At 70.6% G+C, this 18653-nt stretch carries 19 protein-coding genes; 12 read left to right on the plus strand and 7 right to left on the minus strand.

The annotated features are described in order from the left end of the window. Positions 1–21: 21 nt before the first annotated feature. Positions 22–792 carry a DeoR/GlpR family DNA-binding transcription regulator gene (locus tag ACWD0F_RS03445; protein WP_449872294.1) on the minus strand — a complete coding sequence of 257 codons (771 nt, stop codon included), beginning with the start codon at positions 790–792 and terminating at the stop codon, positions 22–24. Positions 793–923: 131 nt separating this feature from the next. Here ACWD0F_RS03445 and ACWD0F_RS03450 point away from each other — a divergent pair, with 131 nt between their 5' ends. Genes ACWD0F_RS03450 through ACWD0F_RS03465 form a run of 4 tightly spaced genes read left to right on the plus strand, consistent with a single transcriptional unit; the run spans position 924 to position 4735 of the window. After that, positions 924–1796, plus strand: a complete 873-nt coding sequence (locus ACWD0F_RS03450) for an SIS domain-containing protein (RefSeq protein WP_449872295.1) — start codon at positions 924–926, stop codon at positions 1794–1796. Then, positions 1793–2926, plus strand: a complete 1134-nt coding sequence (gene nagA, locus ACWD0F_RS03455) for an N-acetylglucosamine-6-phosphate deacetylase (protein WP_449872296.1) — start codon at positions 1793–1795, stop codon at positions 2924–2926. The genes ACWD0F_RS03450 and nagA overlap by 4 nt, the downstream gene beginning before the upstream one ends. After that, on the plus strand, positions 2926–3900 hold the full coding sequence (locus ACWD0F_RS03460) for a 1-phosphofructokinase family hexose kinase (RefSeq protein WP_449872297.1): 975 nt from the start codon (positions 2926–2928) through the stop codon (positions 3898–3900). The genes nagA and ACWD0F_RS03460 overlap by 1 nt, the downstream gene beginning before the upstream one ends. A 10-nt stretch (positions 3901–3910) precedes the next feature. Next, entirely contained in the window at positions 3911–4735 is an 825-nt protein-coding gene (locus ACWD0F_RS03465; protein WP_449872298.1) for a class II fructose-bisphosphate aldolase, read from the plus strand. A gap of 1 nt (position 4736) precedes the next feature. On the opposite strand, the gene ACWD0F_RS03470 is transcribed toward ACWD0F_RS03465, so the two are convergent. Further along, entirely contained in the window at positions 4737–5489 is a 753-nt protein-coding gene (locus ACWD0F_RS03470; RefSeq protein ID WP_449872299.1) for a phosphotransferase family protein, read from the minus strand. 127 nt (positions 5490–5616) lie between these two features. On the opposite strand from ACWD0F_RS03470, the gene ACWD0F_RS03475 reads away from it, so the two are divergent. After that, positions 5617–6186 (plus strand): dihydrofolate reductase family protein, encoded by a 570-nt coding sequence (locus ACWD0F_RS03475; protein WP_449872300.1) that lies wholly within the window; start codon positions 5617–5619, stop codon positions 6184–6186. Between the two features lie 138 nt (positions 6187–6324). On the opposite strand, the gene ACWD0F_RS03480 is transcribed toward ACWD0F_RS03475, so the two are convergent. Continuing rightward, the gene (locus ACWD0F_RS03480; protein ID WP_449872301.1) at positions 6325–7446 is read right to left on the minus strand and encodes a GuaB3 family IMP dehydrogenase-related protein; all 1122 of its coding nucleotides are present in this window, start codon (positions 7444–7446) and stop codon (positions 6325–6327) included. A gap of 3 nt (positions 7447–7449) precedes the next feature. Next, the gene (gene guaB / locus ACWD0F_RS03485; protein WP_449872302.1) at positions 7450–8931 is read right to left on the minus strand and encodes an IMP dehydrogenase; all 1482 of its coding nucleotides are present in this window, start codon (positions 8929–8931) and stop codon (positions 7450–7452) included. Between the two features lie 436 nt (positions 8932–9367). Between guaB and ACWD0F_RS03490 the strand changes: the two genes are divergently transcribed. After that, positions 9368–10360 (plus strand): helix-turn-helix domain-containing protein, encoded by a 993-nt coding sequence (locus tag ACWD0F_RS03490; RefSeq protein WP_449872303.1) that lies wholly within the window; start codon positions 9368–9370, stop codon positions 10358–10360. Positions 10361–10477: 117 nt separating this feature from the next. Next, complete coding sequence (locus tag ACWD0F_RS03495; RefSeq protein WP_090930411.1) at positions 10478–10855, plus strand: DUF5319 domain-containing protein; 378 nt, start codon at positions 10478–10480, stop codon at positions 10853–10855. A gap of 109 nt (positions 10856–10964) precedes the next feature. On the opposite strand, the gene ACWD0F_RS03500 is transcribed toward ACWD0F_RS03495, so the two are convergent. Beyond that, the gene (locus ACWD0F_RS03500; protein ID WP_090930520.1) at positions 10965–11600 is read right to left on the minus strand and encodes a sigma-70 family RNA polymerase sigma factor; all 636 of its coding nucleotides are present in this window, start codon (positions 11598–11600) and stop codon (positions 10965–10967) included. A 367-nt stretch (positions 11601–11967) separates the two neighbouring features. Beyond that, positions 11968–12576 carry a TetR/AcrR family transcriptional regulator gene (locus ACWD0F_RS03505; RefSeq protein ID WP_449872304.1) on the minus strand — a complete coding sequence of 203 codons (609 nt, stop codon included), beginning with the start codon at positions 12574–12576 and terminating at the stop codon, positions 11968–11970. A 177-nt stretch (positions 12577–12753) separates the two neighbouring features. Here ACWD0F_RS03505 and ACWD0F_RS03510 point away from each other — a divergent pair, with 177 nt between their 5' ends. From ACWD0F_RS03510 to ACWD0F_RS03530, 5 genes are read left to right on the plus strand one after another with little or no spacing between them, the layout of a single operon-like run. Further along, positions 12754–14208 carry an MFS transporter gene (locus tag ACWD0F_RS03510; protein ID WP_449872305.1) on the plus strand — a complete coding sequence of 485 codons (1455 nt, stop codon included), beginning with the start codon at positions 12754–12756 and terminating at the stop codon, positions 14206–14208. A gap of 58 nt (positions 14209–14266) precedes the next feature. Further along, positions 14267–15055, plus strand: a complete 789-nt coding sequence (locus tag ACWD0F_RS03515; RefSeq protein ID WP_449872306.1) for an SDR family NAD(P)-dependent oxidoreductase — start codon at positions 14267–14269, stop codon at positions 15053–15055. A gap of 53 nt (positions 15056–15108) precedes the next feature. Next, entirely contained in the window at positions 15109–16023 is a 915-nt protein-coding gene (locus tag ACWD0F_RS03520) for an alpha/beta hydrolase (protein ID WP_449872307.1), read from the plus strand. After that, positions 16020–16568: a hypothetical protein gene (locus ACWD0F_RS03525; RefSeq protein WP_449872308.1), complete on the plus strand. Its 549-nt coding sequence runs from the start codon at positions 16020–16022 to the stop codon at positions 16566–16568. Before ACWD0F_RS03520 ends, ACWD0F_RS03525 begins: the two co-directional genes overlap by 4 nt. Next, on the plus strand, positions 16565–17833 hold the full coding sequence (locus tag ACWD0F_RS03530; protein ID WP_449872309.1) for an SGNH/GDSL hydrolase family protein: 1269 nt from the start codon (positions 16565–16567) through the stop codon (positions 17831–17833). Before ACWD0F_RS03525 ends, ACWD0F_RS03530 begins: the two co-directional genes overlap by 4 nt. Before the next feature lie 160 nt (positions 17834–17993). Here ACWD0F_RS03530 and ACWD0F_RS03535 read toward each other — a convergent pair whose 3' ends face one another. Then, positions 17994–18587 (minus strand): DUF7711 family protein, encoded by a 594-nt coding sequence (locus ACWD0F_RS03535; RefSeq protein WP_449872310.1) that lies wholly within the window; start codon positions 18585–18587, stop codon positions 17994–17996. Positions 18588–18653: the final 66 nt, after the last annotated feature.

Raw genomic sequence — 18653 nt, forward strand, 5'->3', positions numbered from 1 at the left:
TGGCATCGGCATGTAACGCCGTCAGGCACGTACGACCTTCACCCCCGCGTCGGTGAGCTGTCCCGCGAGGGTGTCGGAGAGCTGGGAGTCGGTGACCAGCGTGTCGATCTGCTCGATCGGGCAGATGCGGGAGAACGCCCGTTTGCCCACCTTGGAGGAGTCGGCCACCACGACCACCTGCCCGGCCCGGCTGATCAGCAGGTTGTTGACGCTCGCCTCGCCCTCGTGGTGGGCCGAGGCGCCCAGCTCGACGTCGAGCGCGTCCACCCCGAGGAAGGCCACGTCGAGCGTCACCTGCTCCAGCACGCCCGTCGCCAGCGGCCCGATCAGCTCGTAGGACTGCGGCCTGGCCACCCCGCCGGTCACCACGATCTTGACGTGCTGGCGGACGGTCAGCTCGGAGGCGATGTTGAGCGCGTTCGTGACGATCGTGAAGCCGCTCTCCAGCGTGGACTGCGTGGCCAGTGAGCGCGCGAGCTCGGAGGTCGTGGTGCCGCCGTTGAGCCCCACCACGGCGCCGGGGGTCACCAGCTCGGCCGCCGCGTTCGCGATGCGGTGCTTGGCGTCGGCGTGCCTGGCCGTCTTGTAGCGCAGCGGGAGGTCGTAGCTCACGCTCTGGGCGACCGCGCCGCCCCGCGTGCGCATGAGCATCTGCTGCTGCGCGAGCTGATCGAAGTCCCGCCGGATCGTCGCGGTGGAGACGGTGAGCGCCTGGGAGGCCTCCTCCACCGACAGCCTGCCCTCTTGGGCCAGCAGTTCGAGGATGGCGTTCCAGCGATCGTAGCGGGACACGAATGCCTCCCTAAGGCACGAGGTCAGGAGCAAGCGTTGCACAACCGAGCAGGCCAGAGCGAACAGTGTTCATTGATGCAGTTTCCTGGTATAAAAACAGCAGAAACAATCAATCACGGGGGAGGCAAGTGGTGACCACCCACACCGAGGCCGAGATCGCGTCCCAGCCGTCGTGCTGGCGCCGCGCCGTCGCGAGCGTTCCCGCGGACGCGCTGCCGCGCCGGGGCGAGCGGGTCGCCGTCATCGGCTGCGGCACGTCGTGGTTCATCGCGATGGCCTACGCGGCGCTGCGGGAGCGGGCGGGGCACGGCGAGACCGACGCCTTCGCCGCCTCCGAGGCGCCGATCGACCGCTCGTACGACCGCGTGCTCGCGCTGACCCGCTCCGGCACCACGACCGAGGTGCTGGAGCTGCTCGCCAGGACGAGCACGAAGAGCACGGCGATCACCGCCGACCCCAAGACGCCGATCATGCGGGCCGCCGACGAGGTCGTCGTGCTCGACTACGCCGACGAGCAGTCGGTCGTGCAGACCAGGTTCGCCACCACGCAGCTCGCGCTGCTGCGCGCCAGCCTCGGCGAGGACCTCACGCAGGCCATCGCCGACGCCGAGCAGGCCGTGGCCGCGCCGCTGCCGGCCGAGCTGGTCGAGGCCGAGCAGTTCAGCTTCCTGGGCACCGGCTGGTCGGTCGGCCTGGCGCAGGAGGCCGCGCTGAAGATGCGCGAGGCGTCCCGCTCGTGGACGGAGGCCTACCCGGCGATGGAATACCGCCACGGCCCGATCAGCATCGCCGCGCCCGGCCGCGTCACCTGGATGCTCGGCGCCGCGCCCGAGGGCCTGCGCGAGCAGGTGGAGGCGACCGGCGCGACGTTCGCCGAGAGCGCACTCGACCCGATGGCCGAGCTCATCAGGGCCCAGCGGGTGGCCGTCGCCAGGGCTTTCGCCCGCGGGCTGAACCCCGACGAGCCCATACACCTCACGCGATCTGTGATCCTTTCTTCATGAGCCTTACTCTCGCCGACGCCAGAATCGTGACTCCCGACGGAGTTCACGAGGGGTGGCTGACCATCGAAGACGGCCGCATCACGCATGTCGGCCACGGATCAGCCCCCGGTCCGGGCCTGAGCATGGGCGGGCGGCACGTCGTGCCCGGCTTCGTGGACATCCACAACCACGGCGGCGCGGGTGGCTCGTTCCCGACCGGCGAGCAGGAGCAGGCGCGTGACGCGGTCGCGCTGCACCGGCGCCACGGCACCACCACGATGATCGCCAGCCTGGTCACCGACTCGCTCGACGGGCTGACCAGGGCGGCGTCGGCGCTGGCCGAGCTCTGCGACGAGGGGCTGCTGGCCGGCATCCACTTCGAAGGCCCCTACATCGCCAAGGCGCGGTGCGGGGCGCACGACCCGTCGTTGTTGCGCGAGCCGGTCGCGGCGGAGTTCGCCGGGCTGGTCAAGGCCGGGCGCGGGCACGTGCGGATGGTCACCATCGCGGCCGAGCTGCCGGGGGCGCTGGAGATGATCCGGATGGCCACCGCGGAGGGCGTGATCGCGGCCCTGGGGCACAGCGACGCCGACTACGACCAGACGATCGCGGGCATCGAGGCCGGCGCGAGCGTGGCCACGCATCTGTACAACGCGATGCCGCCGCTCGGGCACCGCGCTCCCGGGCCCGTGGCCGCGCTGCTCGACGACGAGCGGGTGACCGTCGAGCTGATCAACGACGGGGTGCACGTGCATCCGGCCATGTTGCGGCTGGCGTACGAGGTGGCCGGGCCCGGCCGCACGACCCTGATCACGGACGCGATGTCGGCCACCGGCCTCGGCGACGGCGACTACGTGCTCGGCCCCATGCAGGTCCGGGTTCGGGACGGCGTGGCCCGGCTGGTCGAGGGCGGCAGCATCGCGGGCGCCACGCTGACCATGGACGTCGCCTTCCGGCGCAGCGTCCAGGAGGTGGGCATGTCGCTGCCCGACGCCGTCCAGGTGGCCTCGCTGACCCCCGCGCGGGTGCTGGGCCAGGCGGACAGGATCGGCTCGATCGCGGTGGGCAAGGCGGCCGACCTGGTCGTGCTCTCCGACTCACTGGAGGTGGACGGCGTGCTGAAGGACGGCGTCTGGATCACGGAGCCCTGATGATCCTCACGGTGACGCTCAACGCCGCCCTCGACGTGACCTACCAGGTTCCCGGTGTCGACTGGGACGGGGTCAACCGGGTCAGCGCGGTGCATCGCCGGGCCGGCGGCAAGGGCGTCAACGTGGCCCGTGTGCTCGCCGCGCTGGGCCAGGAGGTGCTGGTCACGGGGCTGGCGGGCGGGCCGACCGGCTCGGCCATCGAGGCGGACCTGCGGGCGGCGGGGCTGCCGAGCGCCCTGTGCGCCATCGCCGCCGACTCCCGCACCACACTGGCCGTCTCCGAGACAGCCTCCAGCGCCACGCCTGCTGTCTCCGAGACAGCAGGTCCAGGCGCACGCGCGCTCTCTGGAGCGCCCGGTCGCCGTACGGCGCTGTTCAACGAGCCCGGCCCCGACGTCACGCCAGACGAGCTACGAAATTTCCTGACAACGTATGCAGCCCTGCTGGCGACGGCCCAGGTCGTCGTCATCTCGGGCAGCCTCCCGCGCGGCATCCCGGCCGACGTCTACGCCACCCTGGCGGCCATCGCGGCGGACAGCGGCGTTCCCGCCATCGTGGACGCCGACGGCGACCCGCTGCGCCACGCGCCCAAGGGCCGCCCCGCCGTGGTCAAGCCCAACGCCGAGGAGCTCGCCAGAGCCGTGCCCGGCGGCACTCCGGCCGAGGGCGCGCACGCGCTGCGCGGCCAGGGCGCCGAAGCCGTGGTGGTGTCCATGGGCGCCGACGGGCTGCTGGCGGTCACCGAGGAGGGCACGTTCCGGGCGCGCATGCCGTACACCGTGGAGGGCAACCCGACCGGCGCGGGCGACTCGCTGGTGGCCGGGCTGGCGCTGGGGCTGCTGGAGTCGTCCCCCTGGCCCGACCGGCTCAGGCGGGCCGCGGCGCTCGGCGCGGCGGCCGTGGCCGCGCCGGTGGCCGGCGACTTCGACCGGGACGTCTACGCCGACATCCACCCCCAGATCGTCATCACGTAAGGAGCCCCCCATGCCCCTCGCCACCATCGGCGACATCATCGGCCGGTCGCCCGCAGGGGTGGGCGCGTTCAACGTGATCCAGCTCGAACACGCCACCGCGATCGTGACCGGCGCCGAGGCCCTCGACCTTCCGGTCGTGCTGCAGATCAGCGAGAACGCCGTGCGCTACCACGGCGCGCTGGAGCCCGTCGCGCTGGCCGCGCTCGCGATCGCCAGGCGGGCCGACGTGCCGGTCGCCGTGCACCTCGACCACGCCACCGACCGGGCGCTCGTGGTGGAGGCGGTGGAGCTGGGGCTCGGCTCGGTGATGTACGACGCCTCGGCCCTGCCCGACGAGGAGAACGTCGCCGCGACCGCCGAGGTGGCCGCCTGGTGCCACGAGCGCGGGGTGTGGGTGGAGGCCGAGCTCGGCGAGGTCGGGGGCAAGGACGGCGTGCACGCCCCCGGCGTCCGCACCAAGCCGCACGAGGCGGTCGACTACGTGGCCAGGACCGGCGTGGACGCGCTGGCCGTGGCCGTGGGCACCTCGCACGCGATGACCACCAAGGACGCGGTCCTGGACCTGGAGCTCATCGCCGAACTGCGGGCCGCCGTGCCGGTGCCGCTGGTGCTGCACGGCTCGTCAGGGGTGCCGGACGACGTGCTGCGCGAGGCCGTACGGCACGGCATGAAGAAGATCAACATCGCGACGCACCTGAACAAGGCGTTCACCGGCGCCGTACGCGACTATCTGGCCCACGACGAGCGGGTCGTCGACTCGCGCAAGTATCTCAAGGCCGGGCGCGACGCCGTGGCCAGGGAGGTCACCCACCTGCTCGGCGTGCTCACGGGCTGAGTCACGCGCCCAATCCGGCCAGCACACGCTCGGCCTGGCGCTGGAAGGTGCCCGGAGGGTTGCGCGGGCTCTCGTGCGACAGCAGGAAGAACCAGACGAGCGTGAGCAGCTTGCGGCATTCGCGCAGCCGCCGCTCCTCGGGCGGGCTCAGCTCGAACCGGCGGGTGACGTCTGCCACCTCGCCGTCCACCCACATCGACACGTGCTCAGCCAGCTCGGCCAGCTCGAACGCCAGATCGCTGCGCCCCGACTCCTCGAAGTCGACGATGCGGACGCGGACGCCGTCCCACAGGAAGTTGGCCAGGTTGCCGTCGCCGCCCCCGAACACCGGCGTGATCCCCGACTCCCCCGGGTCCCAGCCGTCCAGCCAGCGCAAGCCCTCCAGCACGGCCCGGTCGGCCAGCGGGTCTCTCGGCTGCCAGCTCGCGCAGCGCGGCCGGAGCCGGCCGACGAGCGCCTCGCGCTGCCACGGGCGCACCGGCACGGCCCGCAGGACGTGCCGCGGGACGGCGGAGTGCAGCTCGGCAAGGGCCCCGGCCATGGCGGCGACGTGCTCGTCCCCCGCGAAGAGCCCGCGCAGCGGCACACCGTCGACCCTGCTCATGGTCACCACGCCGTCCTCGAAGGCGATCGGCTCGGGCGCGAGGCCGGGCGCGTGCTCGGCCAGGAGCCGCAGGGCCCGCCATTCGCATGCGGCCGCCCCCGGCTTGCCGGGCACGTAGCGCTTGGTGACGAGATCACCGTCAAAGGTCACCTCATGGGTATGCTGAAGATCGGCCACGCCAGGGATACTAGGACGGCGACCGCCCGACGGCGCTGCTCACCAGCTCCTCGCCGATCACCGTCGGGCAGCGTCGGCCGCCCGACGATATGGAGTCGTTTTGCGGAAACTCGTCTACTACGTGGCCATCTCCATCGACGGCTACATCGCGGGGCCGCACGGCGAGATCGACTTCTACCCGCTGGCCGACGACATGGCGGCCGACCTGACCGAGAACTTTCCCGAGACCGTCCCCACCCACATCAGGACGCAGATCGGCCTCGACAGGCCCAACCAGCGCTTCGACACCGTGATCATGGGCCGCGGCACCTACCAGCCGGCCCTGGACATCGGCGTCACGAGTCCCTACGCGCACCTGCGGCAGTACGTCGTCTCCAACACGATCAAGGGCATCGAGGACCCGGCCGTGGAGCTGGTCGCCGGCGACCCCATCGACCTGGTGCGCAGCCTGAAGCAGGAGGACGGAGACCAGGACGTCTGGCTCTGCGGCGGCGGCAACCTCGCCGCCCATCTCCTGCCGGAGATCGACGAGCTCATCGTCAAGAGTTATCCGGTGGTGGCCGGGACCGGCATCTCGGCCTTCGACGGCGAGTTCCGCCCGACGGTGTTCAGCCTGACCGGCACCCGGACGTTCAGCAACGGCACGATCGTGCTGACGTACACCCGCTGATCACCGGGACAAGGGCCGCCCGCCGCGGAAAAGCCGCCGGTGGACCCGCCGCCAGGCAGGTCCACCGGCAGGAACAACAGAACCGTCCCTTGATCGGCGCCGGATCCGGCGGGCCCACGCTCTGGACCCGCCTCTCCGTCAGTGCTGGATCGGCGCCACCACGACCTCGACCCGCTGGAACTCCTTGATGTCGGAGTAGCCTGTGGAGGCCATCGTGCGCTTCAGCGCGCCCATCAGGTTCATCGATCCGTCGGCGACGCTGGACGGCCCGTGCAGGATCTGCTCCAGCGTCCCCACCGTCCCGAACTCGACCCGCCGCCCGCGCGGCAGATCCGGGTGGTGCGCCTCCGACCCCCAGTGGAACCCGTGCCCGGGCGCCTCGACGGCGCGCGCCAGCGGCGAGCCCACCATCACGGCGTCGGTGCCGCAGGCGATGGCCTTGGCGATGTCACCGGAGGTGCCCATGCCGCCGTCGGCGATCACGTGCACGTAGCGTCCGCCCGACTCGTCCATGTAGTCGCGGCGCGCCGCCGCCACGTCCGAGATCGCGGTGGCCATCGGCACGGCCACCCCCAGCACGTTGCGCGTGGTATGCGAGGCGCCGCCGCCGAACCCGACCAGCACACCGGCCGCGCCCGTGCGCATCAGGTGCAGGGCGGCCGTGTAGGTGGCGCAGCCGCCCACGATGACCGGCACGTCGAGCTCGTAGATGAACTGCTTGAGGTTGAGCGGCTCCGCGCGCCCCGAGACGTGCTCGGCGGAGACCGTGGTGCCCCGGATGACGAAGATGTCCACACCGGCGTCGATGACCGTCTTGTGGTACTGCACGGTGCGCTGCGGCGACAACCGTACGGCCGTCGTCACCCCGGAGGCGCGGATCTCCTCGATCCGCCGGCCGATCAGCTCCTCCTTGATCGGCGCGGCGTAGATCTCCTGCAGCCGCTTGGTGGCCGCCTCCGCGTCGAGGGCCGCGCACTCCTCCAGCAGGGACGACGGGTCCTCGTAGCGCGTCCAGAGCCCTTCGAGGTCGAGCGGCGCCAGGCCACCGAGCCGGCCGATCTCAATGGCGGTGGCGGGCGACACCACGCTGTCCATGGGAGCGACGATCACGGGAAGCTCGAAGCGGTAGGCGTCGATCTGCCAGGCGATCGACACCTCCTCGGGATCGCGGGTGCGCCGCGAGGGCACCAGGCCGATCTCGTCAAGTGAGTATCCCCGTCGCCCGGACTTGCCCCGGCCGATCTCCACCTGCTGCGTCATGACTTACCTTCTGTGATAGTTCGGAGCTTCCACGGTCATCTGGATGTCGTGGGGATGGCTCTCCTTGAGACCCGACGCCGTGATCGGCATGAGCTCGCAGTCGGTGTGCATCTGAGTGATCGTGCGGCACCCGGCGTACCACATGCCCTGGCGCAGCCCGCCGACGAGCTGGTGCGCGACGGCCGACACCGGGCCCCTGAAGGGGACCTGGCCCTCGATGCCCTCGGGGATGAACTTGTCCTCGCCGCCGACGTCGGCCTGGGCGTAGCGGTCCTTGCTGAAGGACTGGCCGCCCCGCTCGCGGTTGCGCACGGCGCCGAGCGACCCCATGCCCCGGTACGACTTGAACTGCTTGCCGTTGATGAAGATCAGCTCACCGGGCGACTCCTCGCACCCGGCGAGCAGCGAGCCCAGCATGACCGTGTCCGCGCCGGCGGCGATCGCCTTGACGATGTCGCCGGAGTATTGCAGCCCGCCGTCGCCGATCACCGGCACACCCGCCGGCGCGCACGCCTTGGAAGCCTCGTGAATGGCGGTGACCTGCGGCGCGCCGACCCCGGCCACCACGCGCGTGGTGCAGATCGAGCCCGGCCCCACGCCCACCTTCACCGCGTCGGCGCCCGCGTCGACCAGCATCTGGGCGCCTGCCCTGGTCGCGATGTTGCCGCCGATGACCTGGACCTTGCTGTTGGCCTTGACCTTGGCGATCATGTCGGCCAGCCCCTTGGAGTGACCGTGGGCCACGTCCACGACCACCACGTCGACCCCGGCCTCGATCAGCGCCTTGGCCCGCAGCTCGGCGTCACCGCCGACGCCGACCGCCGCCCCCACGACCAGCCGGCCGCCGGCGTCCTTGGTGGAGAGGGGATACTGCTCGCTCTTGGTGAAGTCTTTGACCGTGATGAGGCCGCGCAGCCTGCCGTCGGAGTCGACCAGGGGCAGCTTCTCGATCTTGTTCTGCCGGAGGAGCGCGAAGGCGTCGTCACGCGACACCCCGACGGGGGCGGTGACCAGCGGCATCTTCGTCATGACCTCGCGCACGGAGCGCGCCTGGTCGGTCTCGAAGCGCATGTCACGATTTGTCACGATGCCGACCAGCGTGCCTGACATATCCGTCACCGGTACCCCGGAGATCCGGTACGTCGCGCACAACCGTTCGACGTCCGCCAGCGTGTCGTCCGGGCTGCACGTCACCGGATTGGTGACCATGCCCGCCTCGGACCGCTTGACGAGATCGACCTGCTGGGCCTGCTCCTCGACCGACAGGTTGCGGTGCAGGATGCCGATGCCGCCCTGGCGCGCCATGGCGACCGCCATGCGGGCCTCGGTCACGGTGTCCATGGCCGCTGAGACCAGCGGGATGGACAGCGTGATGCCCCGGGACAGGCGTGACCTGGTGTCCGCGTCGCCTGGTTGGAGATCCGAGTAGCCCGGCACCAGCAGCACGTCATCGAAGGTCAAACCTATCTCGGTGAACTTGGACATGCTGCGGCCCCCTCCTGCCGTTGCGCTGTTTCGTTAATTCTAGGGGGTGCCTCCAAAACACGGTGATGCCGGGAGCACGATGACCCCCACGGCCCGTCGTGCTCCCGGCATCCAGAAGTGCCTGGGGATGGGACGGTCGGTGATCCGTCCCATCCCCCGGCCACCGGCATCCAGGCATGGAAGCGCCGCGCCCACCGAACCCCCCTCCGCGTCCTGATGGGCCGCGCGACCGCACCTCTGCGGGATGCCGACGCTGTGTAAATCCTGCGTTACGCAACGGAACATCGCAAGGTGAAAACGTGCAATTGCACGAAGTTGCAGTCTCCCCGGACGAGTAGGCGCAAGGACAGGACAGCAGCTCCAGGCAGGGTTATTCTCGCGGCACGCCCGTGTCCCCCCAACGGAGCCGCCCATAATGCGCAACGAGCCCCGAACCGTGTCTGATCCCTTCGAGACGCTGGGCCTCGACCCGGCACAGACCGCACTGTATTCGGCGGTCCTGCGCCTGCACAGAGCGACGCGCACCGATCTGGCCCAGGCCATGGACGGCACGATCGAGAAGGTCGGCCGCCAGCTCGACGACCTCGTCAAACTCGGCGTGGTGGACGAGCAGTCGGGACAGTATCTCGCCCGGCATCCGGCCGCGGCCCTCGGCCGGCTGATCGCCGAACGCCTGGACAAGCTGGCCGAGGAGAGCCGCATGATCGACTCGGCGCTCGGCTCGATCCGGGGGCTGATCCGCGACTACGACGCCGGCCGGGCCTATCAGAGCGGGCCGTTCACGGTGGAGCTGGCCAGCGGGTCGGACGTGCTGTACGAAAGCGTGCTGGGCATCGCCGTGCAGTCGTCACCGCCGATGGAATTGGTGACGGCCGTTCCGGACGAACGCACGATGATCGACTTTGCCCGCAAATTTGCGGATCCGTGGATTGACGCGCAGAAACGAAAGCTTCTCACGGTTCATGTGATCATCCCGGTCTCCACCCTCACGCTGCCCGGCGTCCGCGACCAGCTCACCCGCCTAACCGAAACCGGGGGCAAAGTACGCACTCTGGACAAAGTGCCGAGCTGGTTCATGACCGCGGGGCCGGAGGTCGCCGGCCTGCCCCCGTTCTGGGGTGGCAGCCTGCCGGATCACGCGTACAACTTCTATCTCGTCCGCACCTCCACCGTGGTCGGGGTGCTCCGCTCGCTCTTCGACGAGTTGTGGGCCCGAGCCGTGCCGCTGCCATGGGGACGCGGGGGCGACGGCATGGCCCGGGTGTTGCGGCTGGCCGCCCAGGGCATGTGCGACGACTCGATCGCCCGCCAGCTCGGGGTGTCCGTGCGTACGGTCCGCGCCCGGTTCGCCGAGGCCATGACGGAGCTGGGCGCCCAGTCACGCTTCCACGCCGGCGTGGAAGCCGCCCGGCGCGGCTGGCTGGACTGACCCCCACACGAAGCGGGCGGCCCTGACCTGCTGGTCACATCCACCGGCAGACCATTCATGGGGAGACGGCTGAGCCAATACCCACCGCTGGGGCCGCATCGGTCATATGGTGGGAAGGTGCTGGAAGACGTCCCCCGCGACCCGTTCGCGGACGACCCGAACGACCCTTCCTCGGCGATGGGCGCGCTCGACGACGCCGAGCCACTCACCGCAGCCGAGCGCGACGAGGCCATCACCGACCTCGCCGACGTCGAGGTCTTCCGCTCCCTGCTCGAACCGCAGGGCGTGCTGGGCCTCGTGCTCGACTGCCCGGAATGCGGCGAGCAGCACTTCTTCGACTGGGAGCTGCTGCGCGGCAACCTACGACAGATGATCGAGAAAGGCCAGCCGCAGGTGCACGAGCCGGCCTTTCACCCGGACCCAGCCGACTACGTGAGCTGGGAGTACGCCAGAGGCTATGTCGACGGCGTCATCGACACGGAGGAACGCCGCTGACCGACATCATCGAGCAGCGCGGCCAGAAGCCGCACTGCCGGATCGCCTGAGTCAGGCATCTCTCCACGACCGAGCGCATCGAGCAGCGCGTCGGTCTCGTCCTCTGGCGTCAAGCCGACTCCAGCTCGGCCATCTGCCGCAACCTGGCCAGCGCCCGATGTTGAGCGACACGAACCGCACCCGGTGACATACCGAGTACATTACCGGTCTCCTCGGCCGACAGGCCCGACACCACCCGCAACAGCAGCAACTCCCGTTGATTGTCAGGCAGCCTGGCCAGCAGCCTGCGTGCGTGCTCCACCTCGATGTAGCGGACGACCGTTTCCTCGGGTCCGGGCCCGTCGTCCGGCCCGTCGGGCAGATCTTGCGTCGGTACGGCCGAGCGCACCGAACTGCGCAGCGCGTCGGCCACCTTGTGCGAGGCGATCCCGAAGACGAAGGACGCAAAAGGCCGCCCCATGTCTCGGTATCGCGGCAACGCGGACAGGACCGCGATGCACACCTCCTGGGCTACGTCATCGGCAATGTGATATTGCCCTGAAACCCTGCCCAGCCTGGCGCGGCAATACCGCACCACCATCGGACGCAACTCCCCGAGCAGAGATTCGATCGCACTGCGATCTCCCTGCACGGCGAGGCTCGTCAGTTCCCTTAGGTCGGAGTCATCCGTCCGTGCCGGAAGTCTCGACGCGAGCCTTACCCCAATTTTGGCGTCGGCGACGCTTCCCTCGCTCACGATAGGCATGATGCCCGCACTGATCCGGCCTGTCGTCATTGCGAACGGCTACGGATTGGTCACATTGAAGCGACGATAACTAACAGTAATCAAACGACCACACTAAGACTTTTTGCTGACATAATGTTTCATCCTATAACCCGAAATGCACGACAATTGTCAGACCCTAGACGCTTATCTCCGACTCCCGGTTTACTCCAGTAATCCACCTTTTTCCCCACTTCTACTCGCCCGGTAGCCACAGTGCTCTCCCCCTCCCCTCCAGACGCCGCCCGGGTATGCCTCCTTTTTGTCCCAACCGAAACTTCCACCACCTAGCGCAAAACCCCCATAAACACCCCAGCAAGACCGCTCCAGAAAACGTTTCCCGTCGAGGTCACCGAGAGATGACCCCGGCGCGTGCGGCTGCCAGCGCGCCGGCCGCCGCGCGGTCCGCGGCGTCGTCGTCCAGCGGCTCTCCGGTGTTGAGGAAGGCGTAGTACAGGGGCGCGGAGACAGCCGCGATCACCCGGTGCGGATCGGTGCCGGAAGGCAGCTCGCCCCGTTCGACGGCGTCGGCGACACAGCCGGCCCATTCGTCGATGCGTACGGCGTAGAAGCGGTGCAGCGCCCGCGCGGCCTGGTCGTCGCAGAGCGAGGCGGCGATCAGCGCCTTGAACAGCGGGCCCTGGCGGGGATCGGTGAGGGTCTTGACGACCAGGCGGGCATTGGCGTGCAGGTCCTGCTCGACGCTGCCGGTACGCGTACGGGGCAGGGACCCTTGGGCCATGTCGTCGAGAAGGTCGGCGGCGAGCACGCCGGGCGTGCCCCAGCGACGGTAGACGGTGGTCTTCCCCACCTCGGCGGCACGGGCGATCTCGGCGAGGTCGAGGGCGTCGAAGCCCTTCTCGGCCAGGGTGTCGCCGGCGGCGCGCAGGACGGCTTCGCGGACGCGGGCGGTCCGTCCGCCAGGGCGGACGGCGCCGGGCTGTGGTGCGGCGGCCATGGCGGGCTCCTTCTCTCACGAACTCTTATCGGGACCGGAGTTTCTTTAAAGCGGCATGTCGTGCTACTGTCCCCTCATCCTAATGGAACGCGGGACCCGTTAGCTCGGCTCCGCACCCTCCGTCCGGCGTTCGTACGCATGCGCTGCCCGCCGGCCTGCTCGAAAGGAAACTCCGCCATGTCCACCACGAAGCCCCTGCCCAGAGCCACGGCTCCGGCTCCCGCTCACGCGGCGTCCCCGCAACGGCTGACGGGCCGCCTGAAGATGATCCTCGTGGTGCTGCTGGTCGCCCAGTTCATGCTGGCCGTCGACTTCTCCATCCTGAACGTCGCCCTCCCCGCGATCGGCGACGGCCTCGGCTTCTCCCTCTCCAACCTGCAGTGGATCGCCACCACCTTCGCGTTGTCCGCGGCCGGGTTCACCCTCTTCTTCGGCCGCGTCGGCGACCTGATCGGCCGAAAGCGCATCTTCCTCGGCAGCCTCGCACTGCTGGGTCTGGCCTCTCTCGTCGGCGGCCTGGCGACCAGTCCGGAGATCCTCATCATCGCCCGGGTCGCCCAGGGCCTCGCCACCGCCGCCGCCACCCCCGCGGGACTCGCCCTGCTCACCACGTCCTTCCCTGAGGGCCCGCTGCGGCAGAAGGCGCTCGGGCTCAACGGCGCCCTGATGTCCGCCGGATTCACCGCCGGCGCCGTACTCGGCGGTGTGCTCACCGACCTCCTCTCCTGGCGCTGGGCCTTCTTCCTCAACGTCCCCGTCGCCGTCGCCGTCCTGCTGATCGCCCCCACCGTCATCACCGAGTCCCGCCCCGCCGAACGCCCGAAGATGGACCTGCCCGGCGCCCTGTCCGTCACCCTCGGCCTGCTCGCCCTGGTCTTCGGTCTCACCCAGGCCGGTGAGCACGGCTGGACCCACCCCATCGCGCTGGGCTCCCTGCTCGTCGGCGCCGTGCTGCTGGTCGCCTTCTACTTCATCGAGCGCAAGGCGGCCCAGCCCCTGGTCCCCGTCCACGTTCTCAGGAAGCGCACCGTGGCCTGGGGCAACGTGCTCGGCGTGCTCGCCTTCGTGACCGAGACCTCCCTGGTCTACCTGCTCACCCTGTACATGCAGAAGACCCTCGGCTTCTCCGCACTGGCCGCCGGCGTCTCCTTCGGTGTGCTCGGTGTCGGCACCGTGGTCGGCGGGATGCTCGCACCCAAGGTCATCGCCCGTACCTCCACCCTGACCACGCTGATCGCGGGCGGTCTGCTGCAGGCGGCGTTCACCGCGGTCCTGCTGCTCCTCGGCGGCACGTCCGCCTCGATGGCGCTGCTGCTGCCCGCGACCTTCCTCGGCGGCGTCGGCAACATGCTGGTCATCGTCGGATTCATGGTCACCGCCACCACCGGCCTGCCTGACCACGAGCAGGGCCTGGCCACCGGACTGGCCTCCATGTCCCAGCAGGTCGGCATCACCATGGGCACCCCCATCATGTCCGCGATCGTCACCGCCACCACGGCCGGCGCGATGACCGGCGCCGCGATCCTGCACGGCGTCACCATCGCCATCGCCGTCAATGCCGCCCTCGTCCTGCTCGGCGTCCTCATCGCCGTCGTCGCCCTGCGCACCAAGAAGCAGACGGCCCGCGCCTGACCGGCACCAAGACACCCGGCAGCCCGCGCCCGACCTTTCCTTCCTCCCGGAGACCACCATGGATCTGCAGCTCGCCGACAAGGTCATCCTCGTCACCGGCGCCACCAGCGGCATCGGCCTGGCCACCGTCCGCCTCCTCGCCGCCGAGGGCGCGCACACCGTAGCCCTTGCCCGCGGCAGTGCCGCGCAGCTCCAGTTGCCCGGCTCCACCACTCTCATCCGAGCCGACCTCACCGACCCCACCACCGCCGAACGGGCCGTCGCCCAGGTCATCGCGGCGCACGGCCGGCTGGACGGGCTGGTCAACAACGCGGCCGCCCTCACCTCCCGCGACTCCTTCGCCGACATCGACGACGCCCAGTGGCACACCACCTTCGAACTCAACCTCCATGCCGCCGTTCGCCTCACCCTCGCGGCCCTGCCGGCCCTGGACGACAACCCCGCCGGAGGCAGCATCGTCCATGTCGCCAGCGAGGCTGCCCGGCTGCCCGACGCCTCCATCGCCGACTACGCCGCGTCCAAGGCCGCCCTGCTGTCGGTGTCGAAGTCCCTGGCCACCTCGCTGGGACCGGCCGGAATCCGCTCCAACGTGGTCTCCCCAGGGCCCACGCGCACCGCCCTGTTCGACGCTCCCGGCGGCTTCGCCGACCAGCTCGCCCAGCGGTACGGCATGTCCGCCGACGCGGCCGTGGACCACTTCATCCGCAACGAGCGCCGCCTGCCCACCGGACGCATCGGCACGGCCGAAGAGGTCGCGGGCGTCATCGCCTATCTCCTGTCTCCCCTCACCGCTCAGGTCACCGGCGCCGAATGGGCCATCGACGGCGGGGCCCTGCGCCAGCTCTAACGGCTCACCGGAGCACTGCTTCACCGCAATCGACGAGGAGGTGTCACGCCACCATGCACAGCAGCACATCCCACCAGGAGATCCGCCTTCCCCGAGGGGTTCGCACGATCATCCCCGCGACATCACCGGTCACCGTCCACGTCTATCGGCCGGAGAACGCCGACCGGCCGCCGGCAGGCCGGCTGGTGTGGGCGCACGGCGGCAGCTGGCAGCGCGGCTCCGCCGGCGAATGGCACCACGTCACCAGCGCCCTCGCCGCCCGTTCCGGCTGGGAGGTGATCAGCGTCGACTACCGGCTCGCGCCGCGCCATCGCCATCCCGACGCCCTCCAGGACGTCCTGACCGCCCTCACCTGGGCCGGACGGGCCGGACAGCCCAGGCAGGTCGAGCAGGCCGGACAGGACGGACAGGGCCGGCAGAACGGGCAGGGGCAGGGCGGGCGAGACAGGTTGCCGCTCGCCGTGGGCGGCGACAGCGCGGGAGGCACCCTCGCCGCCTGCGCGGCCCTGGCCGCCCGCGATCGCGGCCTGCCGTTGGACGCCCAGATCCTGGCGTACCCGCCCTTCGACCCTGCCTGCGGCAGCCCGTCCTTCAGGAGCGAGCCGGAGGTCTTCCCGCAGGCCGCCTCACTGCGGCGGGCCTGGCGGGCCTGGCGCGGCAGCGGCGCGTCCGCCGCCCGCGACGAGAACGGCGCCCGCCTGTACTCGACCCCCTTCGAGGCGGCCTCCCTGGCTGGAACGGCGCCGGCCGTGCTCGCCGTCGGCACCGCCGACCCGGTCCGCGACGACGTCCTGGCCTACGCCCGCCGACTGCGCAAGGACCACGTGCCCGTACGGCACCTGCGCCTGCCCGGCGTGCGCCACGGCGACATCCTGCAGCCCGGCAGCCTCCTCCTCGAACGGCTGGCCTGCGAACTCGCGGCCCTCAGCGACCACCCTTTCCCCACCTCGTGGCAGGAGTCTCCATGACCATCTCCCCCGCCCAGCACGGCAGCCGGGAACGACCCCCGGCCCCGTGGGAGGCGCTGGCCAGGCACTTCGAGGACCTGCGGGACGGCACCCATGCCGGCCGCTCCACCCGCCAGGACAAGGAGTCCGCGTTCCGGCAGGCCGTCGGCCTGCTCGACGCCCCCGCCCGCCAGGTGCTCGCGGAAGTCGACCGGCACCTCCTGCTCAGCACCGGCGCCGTCCAGGCCACCGGCCCGCAACGAGATCCGACCGGCGGCGCCTACGCCGCCTGGCGGCTCAGCTGGCCCGAGCAACGCCGGACGGGCATCGTCCCGATCACCTTGACCGCGCACTACGGGGCCGGGTTCCATCACCCCCACCTGCGCGGCGCCACCGTCGGCGAGTGGCCGCTCAACGTCTTGGACCAGGCCCAGGCCACCGAGCTCGTCCCCGTCATGCGGGCCATCGCCGCCGCCGACCTGCACAACCTCGTGTTCCAGCGCGACTGGCGCATCGTCCGCTCTGCACACGACCAACTGACCCAACCATTGAGGAGCAGATCATGAATCACGTCACCACGAAGATCGGTGCGGCACTGTCGGCCCTGGTGATCGCACTCGGCACGTCCGCGGCCGGCGCCGGCCCCGCTCAGGCCGACGCCGAGCGGCAGCGGGGCTGGCAGGCCGCGTGGATGGCCGCGCCCCAGCGGGCCAGCGCCGGGTTCGAGCCGAACTGGGCGGAGGAGGGCTTCAGCGGCCAGAGCGTGCGCCAGGTGGTCCGGCTCACCGCGGACGGCTCATCGGTGCGCATCCGGTTGTCGAACGACTACGGCTCGTCCGCCGTGCACCTGACGGGCGCCACCGTCGCCTACGCCGGGCAGGGCGCCTCGGTGCGGCCGGAGTCCGTGCGGCACCTGACCTTCGGGCAGGCCGCATCGGCGGACATCCCCGCCCATGGCGGGCTGACCAGCGACCCCGTACGGCTCGACGTAAGCCCGTTCCAGTCGGTGGCCGTCACGCTGTACTTCGCCGGCACCACGGGACCGGCGACGTTCCACTCACAGGCGTACGCCAGCAGCTATCGGGCACCGGGCGACCACCGCGCCGACGCCACCGCGAGCGCCTACACGCAGGCGACGCACTCGTGGTACTACCTGTCCGGCGTCGACGTCACGGGCGGCAAGAAGAGCGGCGACACCGTGGTGGCCTTCGGTGACTCCATCACCGACGGGTTCGGCTCGACCGGCGACGCCAACGGCCGCTATCCCGACGAGCTGGCAGAGCGGCTCGCCGCCACGGGCCGGGCCCGACCCGTCCTGAACGCCGGCATCGGCGGCAACCTGGTGCTCAACGACTCCGCCTGGTACGGCGACCACTCGGCCGCCCGCTTCCGCCGCGACGTCCTCGACCAGCCGGGCGTCGGCACGGTCATCGTGCTGGAAGGCGTCAACGACATCGGTTTCAGCGAGTCCGACACCCCGACGTACAAGCCCGCGCCCGTGGTCTCCGCCGGCGAGCTGATCGCCGGGTACCGCCGGCTCATCCGGCAGGCGCACGCGAAGGGCGTCAAGGTGGTCGGCGCGACCCTGCTGCCCTTCAAGAACTCCGACCACTGGGGCGAGCACGCCGCCGCCGTCAGCGACGCCGTCAACCAGTGGATCCGCTCCTCCGGCGAGTACGACACGGTCGTCGACCTCGACCGGGGCCTGGCCGCCCCCGGCGACCCCGACGTCCTCGACCCCGCTTACGACAGCGGCGACCACCTGCACCCCAACGACGCCGGCTACACCGCCATGGCCCGCCTCATCGCCGACCAGCTCTCCGCGCGCTGAGTGCGACGCGGACCCCGCCGCCGCCGAGACGCTCGCCTGGTACGACCGGGCGAGCGTCTCCTTGCTCGATGCGGAATCCCGCGTCGAGCGGGCGAGCGTCTCCCTGCTACACGCGGAACCCCGGCGTCGAGCGTCTCCCTGCTGCACGCGGAACCCGCGTTCACTCGTCCCGCACATCCAGCAGATCCAGATACCCCGCCACCGCTTCCCAGAGATGACGCTCCGGTGAACGCCCCAGCCCGCGATGCTCACGCCGCCACTGCCGGTCCCAGTAGGAGCCGCGCACCTCGCGCAGATGCGCCAGAGCCGTCCGGAGCTCGGCCTCCACCTGAGCCCGTTCCTCCCCGGCATCGGGCGGCCCCTCGCGCGGCCCGTCGAAGCGGCGCTCGGCGAGCGCGTCCAGCACCTCCCGATCGGGACCGTCCAGCGACCAGAACCGCACCGGGCTCCGGATGAGGTGATTCGCCACGGGATCCTGGTGCGAGCGCCACCAGTAGGCGACCCCGCCCTGATCCAGCCGCAGGAAGTCGACCAGCCACGCGGTGCCGGGCGGATGAGACTCCCAGGCCACCTCGACGGCAGGCAGGTTCAGCACGAAGACGGCCTGGATCTGGTCGACGGGATCGGTTCCCGCCGGCAGATCGCCGAAGACGTACGCCTCGCGCAGGAACGGCTCGTTCGCCGGCACGCGCCTGGTCTGGTCGCACGCGTCGGCGAGCATCCGCAGCCGCTCCACCGCCCGCCGGTATCGCATACTCCGCCGCCTCCCCCTGCCCGCTTCGCCACCAGCGTAGGTTGCCGCGACCCCGCACAACGTCAC

The organism is Nonomuraea sp. NPDC002799 (genome assembly GCF_053592075.1).

What these genes read in the sequence shown, in the direction of transcription:
- ACWD0F_RS03510 (WP_449872305.1), top strand. Translation starts at nt 12,754, where the DNA reads ATGTCCACCACGAAGCCCCTGCCCAGAGCCACGGCTCCGGCTCCCGCT.
- ACWD0F_RS03525 (WP_449872308.1), top strand. Translation starts at nt 16,020, where the DNA reads ATGACCATCTCCCCCGCCCAGCACGGCAGCCGGGAACGACCCCCGGCC.
- ACWD0F_RS03500 (WP_090930520.1), bottom strand. Translation starts at nt 11,600, where the DNA reads ATGCCTATCGTGAGCGAGGGAAGCGTCGCCGACGCCAAAATTGGGGTA.
- ACWD0F_RS03535 (WP_449872310.1), bottom strand. Translation starts at nt 18,587, where the DNA reads ATGCGATACCGGCGGGCGGTGGAGCGGCTGCGGATGCTCGCCGACGCG.
- guaB (WP_449872302.1), bottom strand. Translation starts at nt 8,931, where the DNA reads ATGTCCAAGTTCACCGAGATAGGTTTGACCTTCGATGACGTGCTGCTG.
- ACWD0F_RS03520 (WP_449872307.1), top strand. Translation starts at nt 15,109, where the DNA reads ATGCACAGCAGCACATCCCACCAGGAGATCCGCCTTCCCCGAGGGGTT.
- ACWD0F_RS03515 (WP_449872306.1), top strand. Translation starts at nt 14,267, where the DNA reads ATGGATCTGCAGCTCGCCGACAAGGTCATCCTCGTCACCGGCGCCACC.
- nagA (WP_449872296.1), top strand. Translation starts at nt 1,793, where the DNA reads ATGAGCCTTACTCTCGCCGACGCCAGAATCGTGACTCCCGACGGAGTT.
- ACWD0F_RS03480 (WP_449872301.1), bottom strand. Translation starts at nt 7,446, where the DNA reads ATGACGCAGCAGGTGGAGATCGGCCGGGGCAAGTCCGGGCGACGGGGA.
- ACWD0F_RS03530 (WP_449872309.1), top strand. Translation starts at nt 16,565, where the DNA reads ATGAATCACGTCACCACGAAGATCGGTGCGGCACTGTCGGCCCTGGTG.
- ACWD0F_RS03460 (WP_449872297.1), top strand. Translation starts at nt 2,926, where the DNA reads ATGATCCTCACGGTGACGCTCAACGCCGCCCTCGACGTGACCTACCAG.
- ACWD0F_RS03505 (WP_449872304.1), bottom strand. Translation starts at nt 12,576, where the DNA reads ATGGCCGCCGCACCACAGCCCGGCGCCGTCCGCCCTGGCGGACGGACC.
- ACWD0F_RS03465 (WP_449872298.1), top strand. Translation starts at nt 3,911, where the DNA reads ATGCCCCTCGCCACCATCGGCGACATCATCGGCCGGTCGCCCGCAGGG.